The 16,931-nt window shown below is 40.9% G+C and carries 16 protein-coding genes; 1 reads left to right on the top strand and 15 read right to left on the bottom strand.

Going from position 1 to position 16,931, the window contains the following annotated elements:
• Nucleotides 1-489: 489 nt before the first annotated feature.
• From KFT32_RS25945 to KFT32_RS25880, 14 genes are all read right to left on the bottom strand, one after another.
• A complete protein-coding gene (locus tag KFT32_RS25945; RefSeq protein WP_211750231.1) occupies nucleotides 490-1,089 on the bottom strand; it encodes an NUDIX hydrolase in 600 nt (199 codons plus the stop codon).
• A gap of 160 nt (nucleotides 1,090-1,249) precedes the next feature.
• Nucleotides 1,250-2,413, bottom strand: a complete 1,164-nt coding sequence (locus KFT32_RS25940) for a pyridoxal phosphate-dependent aminotransferase (RefSeq protein WP_211750230.1) — start codon at nucleotides 2,411-2,413, stop codon at nucleotides 1,250-1,252.
• On the bottom strand, nucleotides 2,403-3,344 hold the full coding sequence (locus tag KFT32_RS25935; RefSeq protein WP_211750234.1) for a D-alanine--D-alanine ligase: 942 nt from the start codon (nucleotides 3,342-3,344) through the stop codon (nucleotides 2,403-2,405). Before KFT32_RS25935 ends, KFT32_RS25940 begins: the two co-directional genes overlap by 11 nt.
• Nucleotides 3,345-3,357: 13 nt before the next feature.
• Nucleotides 3,358-4,809, bottom strand: coding sequence for a MocR-like pyridoxine biosynthesis transcription factor PdxR (pdxR, locus tag KFT32_RS25930; protein ID WP_211750229.1), 1,452 nt, complete (start codon nucleotides 4,807-4,809; stop codon nucleotides 3,358-3,360).
• Between the two features lie 191 nt (nucleotides 4,810-5,000).
• Nucleotides 5,001-6,314, bottom strand: coding sequence for an alkaline phosphatase family protein (locus KFT32_RS25925; RefSeq protein ID WP_249436150.1), 1,314 nt, complete (start codon nucleotides 6,312-6,314; stop codon nucleotides 5,001-5,003).
• Nucleotides 6,311-7,570 (bottom strand): MFS transporter, encoded by a 1,260-nt coding sequence (locus KFT32_RS25920; RefSeq protein ID WP_211750228.1) that lies wholly within the window; start codon nucleotides 7,568-7,570, stop codon nucleotides 6,311-6,313. Before KFT32_RS25920 ends, KFT32_RS25925 begins: the two co-directional genes overlap by 4 nt.
• Nucleotides 7,571-7,962: 392 nt before the next feature.
• Nucleotides 7,963-8,316 (bottom strand): acylphosphatase, encoded by a 354-nt coding sequence (locus tag KFT32_RS25915; protein ID WP_211750227.1) that lies wholly within the window; start codon nucleotides 8,314-8,316, stop codon nucleotides 7,963-7,965.
• A gap of 247 nt (nucleotides 8,317-8,563) precedes the next feature.
• A complete protein-coding gene (locus KFT32_RS25910) occupies nucleotides 8,564-9,124 on the bottom strand; it encodes a GNAT family N-acetyltransferase (protein WP_211750226.1) in 561 nt (186 codons plus the stop codon).
• 445 nt (nucleotides 9,125-9,569) lie between these two features.
• A complete protein-coding gene (locus tag KFT32_RS25905) occupies nucleotides 9,570-11,825 on the bottom strand; it encodes an ATP-binding cassette domain-containing protein (protein ID WP_211750225.1) in 2,256 nt (751 codons plus the stop codon).
• 346 nt (nucleotides 11,826-12,171) lie between these two features.
• Nucleotides 12,172-12,333 (bottom strand): histidine phosphatase family protein, encoded by a 162-nt coding sequence (locus KFT32_RS27760; RefSeq protein WP_211750224.1) that lies wholly within the window; start codon nucleotides 12,331-12,333, stop codon nucleotides 12,172-12,174.
• A gap of 221 nt (nucleotides 12,334-12,554) precedes the next feature.
• On the bottom strand, nucleotides 12,555-12,821 hold the full coding sequence (locus KFT32_RS25895) for a hypothetical protein (protein ID WP_211750223.1): 267 nt from the start codon (nucleotides 12,819-12,821) through the stop codon (nucleotides 12,555-12,557).
• 209 nt (nucleotides 12,822-13,030) lie between these two features.
• Nucleotides 13,031-13,756 (bottom strand): phosphotransferase, encoded by a 726-nt coding sequence (locus tag KFT32_RS25890; protein ID WP_211750222.1) that lies wholly within the window; start codon nucleotides 13,754-13,756, stop codon nucleotides 13,031-13,033.
• A gap of 152 nt (nucleotides 13,757-13,908) precedes the next feature.
• Nucleotides 13,909-14,670, bottom strand: coding sequence for an AAC(3) family N-acetyltransferase (locus KFT32_RS25885; RefSeq protein WP_211750221.1), 762 nt, complete (start codon nucleotides 14,668-14,670; stop codon nucleotides 13,909-13,911).
• Between the two features lie 21 nt (nucleotides 14,671-14,691).
• Nucleotides 14,692-15,411 carry a MerR family DNA-binding transcriptional regulator gene (locus KFT32_RS25880; protein ID WP_211750220.1) on the bottom strand — a complete coding sequence of 240 codons (720 nt, stop codon included), beginning with the start codon at nucleotides 15,409-15,411 and terminating at the stop codon, nucleotides 14,692-14,694.
• 153 nt (nucleotides 15,412-15,564) lie between these two features.
• Between KFT32_RS25880 and KFT32_RS25875 the strand changes: the two genes are divergently transcribed.
• Nucleotides 15,565-16,437, top strand: a complete 873-nt coding sequence (locus KFT32_RS25875; RefSeq protein WP_211750219.1) for an alpha/beta fold hydrolase — start codon at nucleotides 15,565-15,567, stop codon at nucleotides 16,435-16,437.
• A 58-nt stretch (nucleotides 16,438-16,495) separates the two neighbouring features.
• On the opposite strand, the gene KFT32_RS25870 is transcribed toward KFT32_RS25875, so the two are convergent.
• A partial coding sequence (locus tag KFT32_RS25870; protein WP_349304957.1) for a hypothetical protein occupies nucleotides 16,496-16,931 on the bottom strand: 436 nt, incomplete at its 5' end.

The following is a 16,931-nucleotide window of genomic DNA, read 5'->3' as shown; positions in this document are numbered from 1 at the left end:
CATCTATGGTAATTAACAAACTTCTTGTTAATGAAGAAAAGGCAGCCACACAAGGCTACCCATTTTTTATACGTTATCGTTTCCCATTAGCTAATTTGGCACAAGAAAAACAAAATCTAACCCTTCTTTTTATTATAACGAAATACTATTTCACATACATTACTAGTTAATCAGCCACCCGCGAATAATATATCGTACGGACTGTAGTCTTTTATTAATCTAATTAGTTTACTTAATTTCATGTAACGTCTATCTTCCAGGTATGGAAGAAAATCAGTTAATTCCTGAATAAAAACCTCTACTTCACTGTTACCAATATGTCCGTTTGCTCCCCAATAGTCACAAAGTTGACGGACACATTTTGTCCAAACCCAAGACTCTTCATTGATGTTATAAAAGATCTCCCTATGTAATTCAAATGACATTTTCAAGTTTTTTAAATCATTTCCTTGATTTTCTGCCTCAGATAAAATAGATAATCGTTCTTTATTACTGAAATATTGAGCTTGAAATCACGTTAGGATATTGTTCTAAGATCTTTGAAAGCATGATTAGGTGTCCAAATGGTCTCAAAGGTAAATCTGCATCAATTTGTTGACTAACCAGAACTTCACCGCCAAGTTTTTGAAATTCGTTTAACGTTAGTGTTTCTGAACATAAACGAATAACATCATTACGAGTCAAAAATATCAGTGCTTTCGTCTCCATACTGGGTACTGGTTCGCTATCTGATGTTGCTAGGAATATGGGCGTTATGCTGTGTTTTGAATTCTGATGTCCAACTATCAAAGGACGTGGTTCAAAGCTTAAATAGTTATTTTCATCCATTGGCTTTAGCTCTATTTCAATGTCGAATCTAGTGTTAGGACAATAGAAAGTCATTGAAGGTGTTAATGAAGTTATTCTCATTTGTGATTCTTCAAATACTTCACGCTCAGCACATTCCCAAGCTGTTTCGGCTCCCTCTCTATGTCCACCAAGCCTAACGATAGCAAGTGCTGACTGATCAGGAGTAGGTCCCATCATAAACGTCATTTTATTATTCGTCAATACAAACGCTCCTGCTTTCTCACACACTTGTCCGTTCATAGTTCCACCTCCGAATGCATATTTTGCCCCGTAACTACTATACCATTTTCTAATAATTCAACTAATCATTTAAATGATCCTGCCTCTTACTTTAACAAACAAAAAAGGAGACATGACAAAGCATGCTCCTCAAATAATTGTGTCGACTAACACCTTCCTATTATATGTTCACCTTTAGGAAGCTCTCCATTCGCTCCAGCGCCTGAGATATTTTCTCCGTAGATACCGAGTAGGAACAGCGGATATGCCCCTCTCCCCCCGCACCGAACACATGTCCTGGCACGGTGGCAATACCTGATTCTTTTAATAACTGCAAAGCAAACGTCTCGGAGTTAAGCCCCGTGTGAGCGATACTCGGGAACGCATAGAATGCACCTTCCGGTAAGTGGCAAGGCATCCCCATCGACCGGAACCCGTTCACTAGCAGTTCCCGGCGTTCCCGGTACGCTTCTCTCATCTCATTCATAGCCTCAAGGCCATGGCGCAGGGATTCTATTGCAGCAATTTGACCCAGCACCGGGGCACACATGGCCGTATATTGATGGATCTTCAGCATCGCCGCCAGCAGCTCTTGATGACCACAAGCATATCCAATTCTCCAGCCGGTCATTGCGAACGCTTTGGAAAATCCGCTGAGTACAATGGTCCTCTCTTGCATCCCTGGTAACGAAGCAATGCTGACATGCTTCCGGTCGTAGGTCAGCTCGGCATAGACTTCATCAGAGATGACCAGTAGATTGTTCTCTTTAACGATGTCAACAATCGGTTGCCAGTCCTCGGCAGTCATGATCGCTCCCGTCGGATTGTTCGGGTAATTCAGCATAATCAGCTTGGAACGCGGGGTGATCGCCTGTCGCAATGCTTCAGCGGTCAGCTTGAAACCATCCTCCGCCCTAGATTCCACCTCCACTACTATACCGCCGTTCAGATAAACGATCGGCGAGTAAGCGATATAACTGGGGGAAGGAAGAAGAATTTCATCGCCCGGAGCAATGAATGCCCGAAGCGCTAGGTCTAGCGCTTCGCTGCTGCCTACAGTAACCAGCACCTCGCTGGCAGGATCGTAACGCAGATTGAAGTTATTTTGCAAATAACCGGCAATTTCCTCTCTAAGTTCTGGTAAACCTGCATTCGGCGTATATCGTGTTGCTCCATTAATCAGCGCCTCCATGCATACTTTTCTGATGTGTTCCGGAGTATCAAAATCGGGTTCACCTACACCGAGCGAGATGACATCCTGATTACCGGCACTGAGGTCGAAAAAAGCACGTATTCCTGAAGGGGGGATGTCTCTTACCTTTGGGGTAATCCAATCATTCAGCATGAACTGTCACCCCTTTTTTTTGCTTATGTTCCGTCAAGGAACAGCTAATAATCCGGTCCAGTAATGAGCTGAACGATATTCCGGCTGCGGCGGCACTTTTGGGAAGAAGACTCGCCTTAGTCATCCCAGGGAGCGTATTGATCTCCAGTACATATGGAACACCGTCAGACAATAGGATATCGACCCGGGCATACACACTGCACTTCAATGCTTTGTAACAGGTCATTGCCGCCTTGCGTACCGACTGGTCCAACTCATACGGCAGGTTCACCACTACCTCCTCCGCTCCGCCTTCCTCATACTTCGCATGGTAATCGAACCATTCCGAAGACGCAGAAGTGATTCCTATCACGGGCAGGATTTCTCCATCTAGAATGGAGCAAGTGATCTCCTGGCCCGCCGTGTATCGTTCGACTAGGATTGACTGCTCGGGGTCACTTGTAAAAGCCTTCAGCACCGCGCTATGCAGACCCTTTTCATCTTTCACCTTTTCCATTCCGATACTAGAACCACCTGAATTCGGCTTCACCATCACCGGATATCCCAGCCGTTCAACAGCTTCTGGCGAATAGTCATCTAGACTGTTCCAACACAGCCAGTCGGGCGTGCCTACCCCTTCATAACGCAGTATTTTTTTGGACAAATCCTTATTCATGCACAGGCTGCTCGCCAGTACTCCGCTTCCTGTATACGGTATTCCCAGTGTCTCCAGCATCCCCTGTATCGTACCGTCCTCGCCATAAGCCCCATGCAGAGCCAAGAGAGCAACGTCAAGTCCCTTTACCTTCTCTACAAGTTCCGCAGGCTTATTGAATACAACGGGAATTACCTCATATTTATTGCGATCCAGATGATTCATCATCTCTTTACCCGTATTCAGCGAAACCTCAAATTCGGAGGAAATCCCTCCCATAATTACGCCAACCTTCATCATCAGCACTCCTTCATCCCATTAGTTTCTGCGCTGTTTTTCCAATAGTTTCGATCCCTTTGCGGATATCCTCATCCGTCACTCGGGAGAACCCCAGCCGCATCGTATGCTGCCCGCTTCCATCGGTATAGAACATCTCTCCTGCCGTAAAAATAACACCTTGCGCACGGCACGCCTCAAGCAGCTCTTTCGTGTTAAAGGTCTCTGCAAATTTCACGAACAAGTGTAGTCCGCCGTCGCCAGTCAACGCTTGGAAAGGCACATGCTGCTTGCAACATTCCAAGGTCAGCTCATACTTCCGTTTATATTCCGCTCTTGCCTTTTTCAAATATTTTTCCAGGTTTCCGTTGTACAAATATTGATAGAGAATCGATTGATCTAAGGTTGATGTATGAATCGTCTGCGCCCGCTTCATACTCTCCAGGTAATAGATCAGTTCCTGATCAGCCAGCACCCAGCCAACCCGAAGACCTGGAAACAACACTTTAGAGAAGCTTCCGAGATAGATCACACTGTTGCCTGCACCTGCCGTTGCAATCAATGGGGACACATGTGATCCCGAATAACGGAGCTCTTCATTAAAACCATCCTCGATGACCGGAATATCGTATCTCGCCATGAGCTTCATCAGTCCCTGTCTTTTCTCGGGGGACATTACAATCCCAGTCGGATTATGGTACGAAGGCACGAAATAAGCACAATCGTACTCTCCCTCACCCAGCGCCTTCTCCAGCTCTCCCAGACGAATACCATCCCGCTCCATAGGAATACCCTTGATCCCAAAGCCTTGCAGTTTGAGATTCTTGATCGCCGTATGATGCGTTGGATTCTCGGTTAGGACATTGCCACTCTTCCGGTTCAGTGCGGACAGCACGATATTAAAACCTTCTGTAAAGCCATTGGTGATCAAGATGTCCTTCCCCTTCATATCCACGCCCTTATGCTCCATATACTTGCGCAAATAATCAATCAAAGGCTTGTAGCCCTTGGCATAGCCATAGTTCAGAAGGACATTCCCTTCCACTGCCATTCGGTCCATGAAAGCCCGTTTAACATTGTCGAGGTCGAACAGCGCCTCATCGGGTGCAATACTCGTAAAAGAAATGGTTCCTTTCTCCGCACGGATACCGCGCTTCATAATATCGAGCTCTTCTGCAAGCAAGGCGTGTTGATTCAAATGCGCTTTCCAATCCATGATTCGAGACGTGACTGTGATCGTTCCGGGTGCAGTAGAAGCTACGTAGTTCCCTTGCCCTTTAACGGCATAGACAAACCCGTCGTCTTCGAGTCCCTCATAAGCAGCGATTACCGAGTTGCGGCTAACCTGCAGCAGTACACTCATTTCGCGTGTGGAAGGGAGCTTCTGTCCGCCATGCAGCGCGCCTTTTATAATTAAGTGCTTCATATAGTCTTTAATTTGTATATATACCGGTCTTCCGGCAATGAGCTTAAAATCCTTAAACATCCATCATCATCTCCTTAGCTATCATGGCACAGTCAGCAGCGTAAAAAAAGAACCACGGCCCCAGATTTTTCATCCAGTCGTGGTTCTTAGAGCTATACTCTTATATTTTAGTGACTAAGCATCCATAACTTATAATCAAATTCAGAAAGTATCGGGTCCGATATGGTTTGGAATCAATTTCTCTATCCAGGTTATATGAAAATTTCATTTAACGGACTTCCGTCACAATGATGAAAATCAATTCCTAAAATCTTTGCCATCGTAGGAGCTATATCTACCATTTCGATATCCCCTATATGGTAGTCACTTTTAACCTTATTCCCAGAGATAACTAAGTTGCATCTATAGTCCTCCTTATCAGGAGAATAGCCATGAGTTGCATATGTAACGCCTTGTTTGTCCAAATCGACAATCGTTGGTTCATCCATTCTTTCATCGAAACAATAGCCTCTCTTCGCTTCAAGCATATATTTGGTAGATTGGCCTACATGAAGATGATCCAGCTCCTCTCTAGCATACAATTCCTCTATACCAGAAGCGTCATCTTTCATATCATCCCGAATAACAGCTAATGCTAATTGTTCAGCTTCCTCATCCCCCTGTTTGATATGCAGATAAGCCGCTCCGCCCCCACACTGAAAGTAAGCTCTCCACTTCATTTCGCCGTTATCTTCATAGATCAGCCCTTTTTCTTGCAAAAGATTGTTCAAATGGACTTTGTATCTAACATTGAACTGTCCATGGTCACCCAAAATCATGAACATCGTATTATCCGTTATACCGGCTTCATCCACTGCCTGCATAATCTCACCTAACCGTTTATCCATACGTGTCATTACCTGCTTCACTTCATCGCTGTCAGTCCCGTATACATGCTTAGCATCATCCAGATCAATTAGATGCATCATGAAAAGATTAGGCTTTTTGCGCTTAATCGTTTCTATCGCACACTTTGTTGTGAAGTCATCCAGATAGGGCTGCTTAATCCCTTTTCGAAGTCGTCCGTATTTCAGTTCCATCTCGACACAATATAAGGGGCTCCCGCTTTTTAACACCTTCAGTGCCTGATTTTCATTTTTGATGGCTCTAATTTCAGGTATGTTGTATTTGATCGATGATTTACCTGATACCGGCCATAGAATCCCGGCTGTACTCATGTTATGTTCGCGCGCAGCATCGTAAATTGTAGGCACCTTTATCGCATCTCTAAACCAAAACCAGCTTTGCTCCTCTTCCTTAACAAACGGCTGAAGCGGATTGTTGTGATGTATGCCATGTTTATCCGGATATACACCGGTTGCTATTGTAGTGTGCACCACATAAGTGAGCGAAGGATACACACTTTTCAATTTCTTACTATGGGCTCCATTATTAATTAATTTCGATAAGTGTGGAAGACGACTTGCCATTTCCCAATGGTCTTCTGAAAAGGCATCGTACGAAATGACAATAAGATGCTTTGCCAATGGATTGGCCATTCCCAATTGACCTGTAATAGATTTCATAGTTTTACCCCTTTGTTTTCAGCATGTTCAAGTTGCTCTTTAGGTAAAGTAATAAATACGAAAAATCCAATAATAAATAGTGGGATAATCGCTAAAATACTAAATTTCGCATTTCCTGTTAAGGTTGTTGTTAAAGACATTACAGCTGGACCAACAATCGCCGCGAACTTCCCGAAAATATTGTAAAACCCAAAAAATTCATTGGATTTTTCCTTAGGAATGATCTTCGCATAATAGGACCTGCTAAGCGCTTGAACTCCTCCTTGGGCGGAACCAATTAACGCACCTAGAATAAATATATGCCAAACTGAGGTAACAAAGTAAGCCGCAATACAGGAAATGATATATGTAAAAATCCCCACAATAATCATCGTTCTGGCTGAGTATTTTTTGGCTAGATTGCCGTAAAGGATAGCACACGGAAATGCAATGATCTGAATAACTAATAAAATCCCCAGCAAGGTAAAAGTGTCGAAGGCCTCCGCACCAAGAACTGAAGTAGCATAGGGAACTACCATTTTAATGATCGTATCTACCCCATCGATATAGAGAAAGTACGCAATTAAGAAAACAAATACCACTTTGTGCTGTCTGACATTTTTAAACGTGTCTCCGAGTCTTTTAAAACTGTTGATAACCGGTCTTGGTTCAGGCTCAATATAATGTCTCTGCTGCACATCCTTGATCATTGGCATGGTCAACAGTCCCCACCAAAGAGCAGTGATAATAAATCCAATCTGATATCCAATCGATTTATCCATCCCCATAAACAGAATCAATACTAGACTGATACCAAATGGAATGACGCTGGCGATATATCCAAAAGCGAAACCTTTTGAGGATACTTTATCCATCCTTTCATCCGTGGTTACATCCACCAGAAAAGAATCATAAAAAATATTGGATCCGGCAAATCCTATGACGGACAGGATATAAAATAAAACCAATAGCTGCCACTGTCCACTAGCTGGTGAAACGAAAGCAAGCGAAGCTGTAGCCATCACACCGATCACTGCAAAAAAGATAAAGAAGCGCTTTTTCTTATCTTTGTAATCTGCAATCGTCCCTAAAATCGGACTAAGGATCGCCACCAGAATGCTTGCAAGTGAATTAAAATCCCCCAAGTCCATGCTGCTGTTCACATTTGAAAACATCCAAAATACAATGGGCAGTAAAGCTGTTGTAACCGCCATTGAATAGGCTGAATTGCCACAGTCATATAAAATCCATGATTTTTCCTCTTTGCTTAGCTTCATCTTACAGCCACCTTCGCACCTATTTTTACTGTTATATCACTTAAGCATACGAGGCATGTTAAACTAATGTTAAATCACCGTTTCTTCTTATCTTAATTGATTGGAACCATAAAAAATCCCCTCCGTTCAACAAGATCTAGTCTATCTTGTTTACTAAAAGGGGGTGTACCGCTTTGACCTGCTGTCTTTTTGTATAATTGAACTAGCGTTTCCCTTTCGTATAATAAGTCTATTCGGGAACACCTGAATATATAAAATGAGTTTTATTAAAGATAAACGTTTCTTTCATGCTAAAAGGTGCTGGGTAGTATTTCATTGTGTCTCTATCAGAAAATATCGCATGAAGAGAAAGGCGTGATGCTCTATAATCTGTTCAATATGCAATATGTACTTTATCTTACTATTGTAAAGTTTGCCTCGCCCTCGCGAATAGGCAGCTCAAGTATAGTTAATTTATTTACAGACGCGCGTTTCAACGACTGCATACATTTAATGAGAAAAGAAATTTGTATCTCTCCTCCTTGTAATTCTGCTTCCACACTTCCATCTTTTAAATTTTTCACTTCTCCCGTTAAATTCAATCTTTGGGCAATACAACAGGTTTCCAAGCGGAATCCTACTTTTTGTACTTTTCCAGAAAAAATAACTTTTTTTCTGACCGTAGCGCTTGAAGAAAATGCTGGAATCTTAATACGATTTGCATGCCAAATTACATATTCATCTCTTAATTTCTTGAAAGTACTCATGCTTCTATTTACTCCTTTTTTGGGATTCTTTATTTTCCAAATTGCTGAACATTCATAAGATATTGCTAAGCCTCCAGAAAAGCACCTTAAACCAGTTGAAGTCCTTTTGTGCTTTTCTCCTTGCATTTATGCTCTTAACATACCTTATCCTAAACTGGTTCTAAGAAATTAAAGGTGCACCCTTCTTATTATCGCCTGTAAACTGGTTACCGTCTCTTTTTGTGAATGAAAGTATTTTTCACTCTGTTTATTTATTGGATGCTTTACTTTGATGAAGATAATTTAAAAAGTCTTCTTTATAAAATACATGGAGAACACATTCCTGTTTCTCTTTATTTTCGAGAAAAATAAGTTCGTTAGGAAATTCATTTTCAACATTAAGACGTATATAAGGCAACTTTTCTTGGGACTTCTGCGATCGGATATTTGTTTTCCTAGCCCCAGCAAATACATAGTTTAATCCTAGTTCTATGAATGCAATTTTTAATATCTCGAATTTCGAGGCTTCATTATAACCGATCCCCCAATATTCATGTGCAACCCATGTACCCATGTGGCATTTCTTTTGGTGATTATCTATGAACATCAGTGTTGTTATACCGATCAGTTCATCAGCTTCATTCAGAATTACTCTTGAAAGTTGGTTACCTATTTGTTCATCCTCTAAGATCCATTTTATATACCTGAGTGTGTCATCTACTGTTTTATCATTTACGCCAAGGGCATCTTTCACTTCTGGAACCGAAACTTTATTGAAAATGTTCTCGGCATAAGAAAAACTGTGTGGAACTAATTTAACATTTACCACACACTGTCCTCCTTTATTTAAAATTTTTGAATTATCACCAATATAGCTACTACCCTTAACATTCCTATAATCCAATCAGTAACGCAAAGCCTTTCCAAGCATATTGATAACTTTCATTTAAATTAGTTTTTCTTGCATTTTTAAGTAATCTTATTAATTCAATTAAACCCACCTTCATTAGATTATATATGTATGTAATTACTATTTTATCTGTTTATTTTCATATTTGATATATTTTAATAAGTATAAATTACAAAATTTGTTTACCTTAAGATGAATTATTTCAATTACCGTCTCATTCCTTAGAATAATGCCTATTCTCCAATTATCCATTATCGAGTTTCATACATTTTTTGTAACAATATATGTCTAGACAAAAAACAAAGCCTGTTAATTCAGGCTTTGTTCGCTTTATAATAGGTGATTTTATGTCATTAGACAATGATTACTTCATATATCTTCCCGTGATCGACTGCTCCGCATGCGTGATCTGCTGGGGTGTTCCCTCAAATACAACCTGGCCACCCTTACTGCCTCCATCCGGTCCCATATCTATGATCCAATCCGCATGGCTGATCACATCAAGATTGTGCTCGATAACGATCACCGTATTTCCGGCATCAACGAGACGGTTCATGATCGTAAGAAGGAGGCCGATATCTGACATGTGTAGTCCGGTCGTTGGCTCATCCATCACGTAGATGCTGCCCTTCTTATGCAGTTCGCTTGCCAATTTGATACGCTGGCATTCACCGCCCGAAAGTGTGCTTAGCGGCTGGCCGAGTGTAATATAGTTCAGACCCACATCACTCATCGCTTGGAGCTTACGTACAACCTCTTTTAGCTCAAAAAACTCTAATGCCTGCTCTACAGTCATTTCCAGCACTTCTGCAATTGACTTGCCGTTCAGTTTGTAAGCAAGCACTTCTTCCTTGAACCGTCTGCCTCCGCATACTTCGCATGGCAGCTTTACACTATCGAGGAATGCAAGATCTGTATACACAACCCCAAGACCTTGGCAGTTCTCGCATGCCCCTTTAGAGTTAAAACTGAATAAGCCTGGACTCACCTTGTTCGCGGAAGCAAATGCCTTGCGCACATCATCCATAATGCCCGTATAGGTCGCGGGATTCGAGCGTGTTGACACTCCGATCGTCGCTTGGTCAATGACGATCGCATCCGGATGCTCACTGAGGAATACTTCGTTAATTAGCGTACTCTTACCCGATCCGGCGACACCCGTTACAACTGTCAGCACTCCAGTTGGAATATCTACACTCACATTCCGCAGGTTATGAAGTTCTGCATTTTTAATCGTTAGCTTGCTAGACGGCTGCCTGCAATCTTGCTTCAATTTGAGTGGCCGCTTCATATGGGTGCCTGTCAATGTGCCTGATTCCAGCAGGCCTTGGTAACTTCCTTCATACACGATAGTACCGCCGCGGCTACCTGCGTGGGGTCCGACGTCGACGATATGATCCGCCACCTTGATTACATCGGGATCATGCTCGACGACAATCACGGTATTCCCTTTATCACGAAGCTTCTGAAGTAGCTCATTTAACCGGTGTACATCACGGGGGTGCAAACCAACGCTGGGTTCATCGAAGATATAAGTGACATCCACTAGACTGCCGCTCAGGTGTTTCACCATTTTGACTCGCTGTGACTCACCGCCCGACAATGTATCGGTCTCACGGTCCAGCGTCAAATAGTCAAGTCCGATATCTACCAGATGCTGCAACCGGTCCGTCAGCGACTTGACGACAGGAGCTGCTGTAGGATCTTCAATCTCTCGAATGACGCGGATGAGATGTCCCACTTCCATTGATGACATCTCCGCGATGTTGTGTCCGTTGATTTTGCAACTGAGCGCCGCCTGGCTAAGTCTCGCACCGTGACAACTGGAGCACGAACCTTCGGAAATGAACGGTACAACCGCTTTTTGTGTTCGCTCTGACTTCGTCTTTACATCTTGCTTGATGTATTTATTAGTGAACTTCTCAATAACGCCTTCCACTGTAATATTCGTTGCCTTACCGGCGAAATCCATTTTCACTTTCCTTGCCTTAGCATACAGCAGTTGCTCCAGTTCCTCTTCCGAATAATCGCTGAGCTTCTTGTCGAGATCGTAGTCCCCCGACTGCACGATCATGTTCCACTCCCAACCATTTACCGTATAGTCTGGGAGCATGATTGCTCCTTCATTGAGCGATTTAGACATATCCACCGCCTTACTCATGTCGACACCTAATTTGCGACCAATCCCGTTGCACTCTAGGCACATGCCCTGCGGATCGTTAAAAGAGAACATGTTCGCTTGTCCAACATAGGGCTGACCCACTCGGGAGAAGAGAAGACGAAGAATGGGAGAAATATCGGTAATCGTGCCCATCGTGGAATGGGAACCGCCCCCCAACCGCTTTTGATCTACAATAACAGCCATACTCAGATTTTCAATTGCGTCCGCATCTGGCTGCGGATAGCGCGGGAGGAAATTACGCACAAACATACTGAAATTTTCGTTCAGCAAACGCGTTGATTCTGCAGCAATTGTATCGAAGACAATCGATGACTTGCCGGATCCGGATACTCCGGTAAAAATCGTGATCTTCCGCTTAGGAATACGCAAGGATACATTCTTGAGATTGTTTTCCCTCGCAGCCGAGATGACGATATATTCCTGATTAGATTCGCTCAAGAACAACATCCTTCCAATCATGTAATTTTCTACTTATATTCACATTGTACCCTCATACGATCCATCTCTTCGTCATATGTAAGGTTTAAACCATATCGCAATCACATAAAGCTTCACACATAAGCACTTCGTGTGCACTTTACACAATCGTCAAGATTCTTGTTAATTTAGTTTATAGATGAAGATATTTTGTACCATAAAGGTCTTAATATTTCAACACCTTTTCATTAGTGTCGATATAATATAGGACACCATTTGGTATCTTGTCAACATGAAACGCTGATCATAATGAAGCGCTAGAAAATGGATTTTATGAGGAATATATCAATTAAAAAGCAGTTGATAGCTATAAGTCTCCCCATTTAGCACGCTCCCGCAAACGGCTTTCTTCAAATAAAGTTTTCCCTGTAGCATCTGCTACAATTTGAGCGGTCTGGGTTGCACTAATAAGCGGACTGCTAATTAGACAAAAAACGACAGCCGATAACCGGCTGCCGAGGAGTTTCATTTATATGTAGATCAATCGTTTCCCAATTTTTCTAAGGAGTTACACCTAAATTTAACTCAGAACTATACAGATTGTTTTGTTTAAGGAATGTAATTAACGTGTTGCCCCTAATTTGGAGAGCCGAAAATCGATTATCTTTTGTAAACACCAACATAGTAGGGTTATAAGTCTGTATCTCCCCTATAAAAATAATAACTTCCGTAACTGTTCCGGTTATCCATTTATTTTGAGCCAAAATACGGTGGTGTAAGTGGGACCTTAATTGCTATTCCGTCGCTTGGTTCGATTTTAAATTCCCCTGCAATCCCGCTTACAGATGACGACAGCCAGTCTCTAACTTGGCTTTGCAATGCGTTTGAATTAGGGATGGTAAGTACAATCTCACCTTTTTTTATATCGAACACTTCTGCACCCTCTTTAGCTCCAACCGTTTGGGAAGGACAAAGACTAATCATCCCTACTACTAATAGCATATATAAAATTTTCATCCGATTTGCACCTCCACTTTGTTATGAAGGTAACATTCCCCATTTGATCAAAAACAATGATCTCTCATTAGGATCAGTAAAGCCAGTACTTTAAATTTAATATTACAATAAGAACATTCAGAAATATAAAGAACCATTTCAGAGGTTGTTGAGTTTTCCATAAACGGATTACGTATGCATTAAAGTCATCGACGACTTGAATCAAATTGTTAGTTTAACAAGAAGCTCTCTCCCTGAAGATATTTTATAAAATAATTTTGAATATAGGATGCGATGAATATTTTCCGATTATCATAAGAAAGATGCAATAATGTTTCAGCAACATCAAATAAATAAAATCCATGACCACAATTCGAAAAATCTATAGGTCGCGGATTATCATTATAAAAAACATAATTACTCTCATGAAGGTCTGAATGGATAACTCCCCAGCTTTCGCATGATCGTTTTTGTCTTTCAATCACTTTTGATATTTTAAGCGCTGATTGTTCTACGTAAGCAAATTCTTCGCTAGATAGGAGTTCTAAATGTAGTAGCTGTTTTAATTGATTAAGTGTTGTAAATAGATTATCGGAATTGTAAATTGGCCTATTAAACCCATCAGGAATATTCCATTGCATAGAATGTTTATGTAGGGTCGCCATTATAAGAGCCAAATTCGCCGTTTCATTACTTGTCGGTTCTCTGTTGAGCACATCGCCATTCACCCAACGATGAAGAGTTATAATTAATTTATTTTCATTATGAAAAGCTGATGTTTCTGTAATCAAATCTCCTACTAGATTTCTTATAGGAGTTGGTATACATAGATTTGTATCTCTATCCAAAGCTTCTAGCCAAGTTAGTTCGGATTCAATAACTTCCTTTGTTTTATTGGAACTCGTGGATATATGGATTTTCATAAGATATTTTTGATGTTCCTCATTTGTATTCACTCAAAAAGTGACATTATCACTTCTGGATTACGAAATCAGCTAAGTATTATAATAAAGACAGCAGATCACTTTGACCCGCTGCCTTTATCGTAAAATCGTATTCCGTTAATTTACTGTACATATTCAACAAGAAGGCAGAGTCATGCCTTGAATTAAGTATCCAAAGGATTATTATCCGAAAACAAATCTGGATTGTCCTTGAGCATCTCAGTGATTACTTTCGCCACCTTGGCCGCATCACACACTCTTACAACAGCATCACCAAGTCGTCCCTTATACATCGCCCCTTTACTTTCAAGGACCTCATCTACTTTCCAAAAATGATGCGACCACGATAACCCGCAATGTCTGCGGGAAGGTACAGGGATTTCAGTTCCATCGGGTAAAACGGTGTAAAGCATCTCATGTCCATCCGTTAACCTACCCTCGATGTCCATCCACTCTTCCACGCCATGAATAAATGTGTTGCGCTTCAAATCTACCCCGACTAATAATATGGTCGCCTCTCGGTCAAGCAACTTCCCCCAGGAGGAACCTCTAGCACATGGTGTATCGAAATGATGATCGTCGTGGGTGAACTCTATCGAATCCCGCCCTAATGCAGCCACTGAATGTGTGGGATGTAACGAACGTACCACACCTGGTCGGTTGCGAAAAAGCTCGGGTAATATGCCAACACAGCAAGGTGAACGATCAACGTAAAATTTCGGGTTATCCGCTTTTATGTAGGACCAAGTATGGGTCGGTAACACCAACAGCCCATCCTTCATATATTCTGTAAACGCATCCAATACTGTGTCTGCGCCACCCTCGACCTGCCCCATACTTTTCATCGAAGAATGGACCAACAACGTCCCTTTGCTGTCAATGTCCAGCTCCTCTAATTGCTTCATTAAGCTCTCTATCGTATGCATGTTCTTCCCCTCCTGGGGCCATTATATCAAAACTTCCCCCTCTTTGTAGAAACCTATATATTTCATTAGTTCTGCTACTCCATTAAATTGGGCCGCTAGTTTATTGTTTAATTTTTCGAGTGCTAATTGAAAGGATCGATCTATTTTTGTGAAGTGGTGTGTTTCTAAGTCATTTAGAAGGTTTTTCAAATTTTCAGTATAATATATTGTTTTTCTTAAACTACTAATCAGTAAAATCTTTCGCAACTCAGACACTGTAAAAATCCGATAACCATTTTCTTGGTCACGTTCTGAGGTAATCAGCCCCTCTTTTTCCCAATGTCTAATAGCAGATGTGTTAACTCCAGCAATTTCAGCTACTTTTCCAATGGTCATCGAATTTTTTAATTTTATATTTCTAAATTGATTGAAATCAGCATTTCTGACCATATTCAGTATTTCTTCAACTCGTTGTTTTTCTTCTAGAGTTAGGTACAACTGATCGTTTACAAGCCAGAGAGCATCAGTGATATCATCATTCTTGATTCTCCTCATGACATCGTACACTACAGGTATATCATATCCCATCAATAACGATCGAATGGTAATAAAAGCTTGAAGATGAATGGGGGTATAAGATCTATGATTTCCTATGGTTCTTGGTACATCAGGAACTAACCCCTGTTCTTCATATCTTCTTAAAGTCATCGTGCTTACGTTCAGTAGGTTAGCAATTTGTGTAGGTGTATATATACTTTTCATTTTTCACATCCTCAACATTAAAGTTAAACCTTAAAGTGCTACGTTAACTTTAGAACCCCAAATCTATAGTATTATCCATGTTATGTTTTTGAAAAACCGAACTATTGCATGAATGTTGTATGTTATAAGTATATCAAGTTAGGAGTGATCTTATTGAACAAAATCGTAAAATTAAATGACGGATCAGAATTGGAAGTTGGTTTAACTGGAGATACAACAAGTAAAGTAATTATGTTACCGATAGCTAAAAAATCTGTTTTTGGAGAAGAAGCAGAAAAATTAAAATTGTGGGGAGTAGATCCTGAACTAGGAAAAAATTTCGTGGAAGGACTGTCTGATAAATTTCAGGTACTATATTTTGATTACGAGGGTCATCTTTTTACCCATCCTCAGCCAGATTATCTCACACCAGAAAACATTACAAAAGATTTATTACGAATAGCTGATGAGATGAAGGTGAAGACGTTTAGTTATTATGGCTACTCGTGGTTGGCACTTGTTGGCTTACAATTGGCAATCAGAACTAACCGATTGGAGAGTTTAATTATGGGTGGATTCCCACCCTATAAAGGACCCTATCAAGAAATGATGGCAGTAACTACAAAGACATATGAGCAAGCATTAAATCATCAAAATAACTCTAATTATCAAATCGAAGAAAATATCAGTCCTGAAGAAATGGATTGGGATAACATACAAGTAACAATAGATGCAAATCAAACCAAACAATTTGTCACCTTGTATAAAAACTTAATGGATTTTGATGATACAAAAATTCAGGATGAAATACCCTTTCCTAAGCTTACTTTTGCTGGAGAAAAAGATACGATCGTTTATGGCGAGAACTTTGGTAATGTAACTGTCGATATCGTCGGTATATTAAAAAACCATCTAGATGTATTACAACACTTTGGCTGGGATGTTAACATTTTAGGCGGGGAGAACATGGATCATACAATAGCAATGAAACCTGAAAATGTACTGCCTTTGATTAAACCTTGGTTAATGAATAACCTTTTGAGTTAGGAATGCCATTGAGGGGCACTGATTTGTTACCATGTTCCAACAATTTCGAAGAGGTTAATTATTGAGCCAGTCGAATCCCTTCTTTCCACTCCGTTTCTAAATCGCGGCCAAACTGCCTGACTGCATCATCAACTACAATGATTGAAAAATCTTGTTGCGATCCAAAAAAACGAAGGTGATATGTTTTATCTTCTCTTAGCTTTTTCCACTCCAATTGATAGAGATGTTTCTCAAAAGAGCTATACGTACGATTTAATATAAAATTGTTTAGCATCTCCAGTGGAAATTTTGTAGTTACCTCAATATAATTTTTAATCGTTACATTGGTCCATCCAAAATTCAGTTCATAGATTTTGTTATGTTCTCTATAATACTTGAAATTAAGTTGACAACCTTCGAATTTCCCTGGGATGCATTTTAAAAAAATGAATTCGACATAAGTACCATTATTCTTTTTATCATAGAGCTTGGACATCCTCTCGAACTCCTTTAAC

Origin of the sequence: Paenibacillus sp. Marseille-Q4541, assembly GCF_018310695.1 — a bacterium.
In the GTDB taxonomy this organism is placed as follows: Bacteria; Bacillota; Bacilli; order Paenibacillales; family Paenibacillaceae; genus Paenibacillus.
Note: the sequence above shows the minus strand (reverse complement) of the source record. Positions and strands in the feature narration are given on the sequence as shown.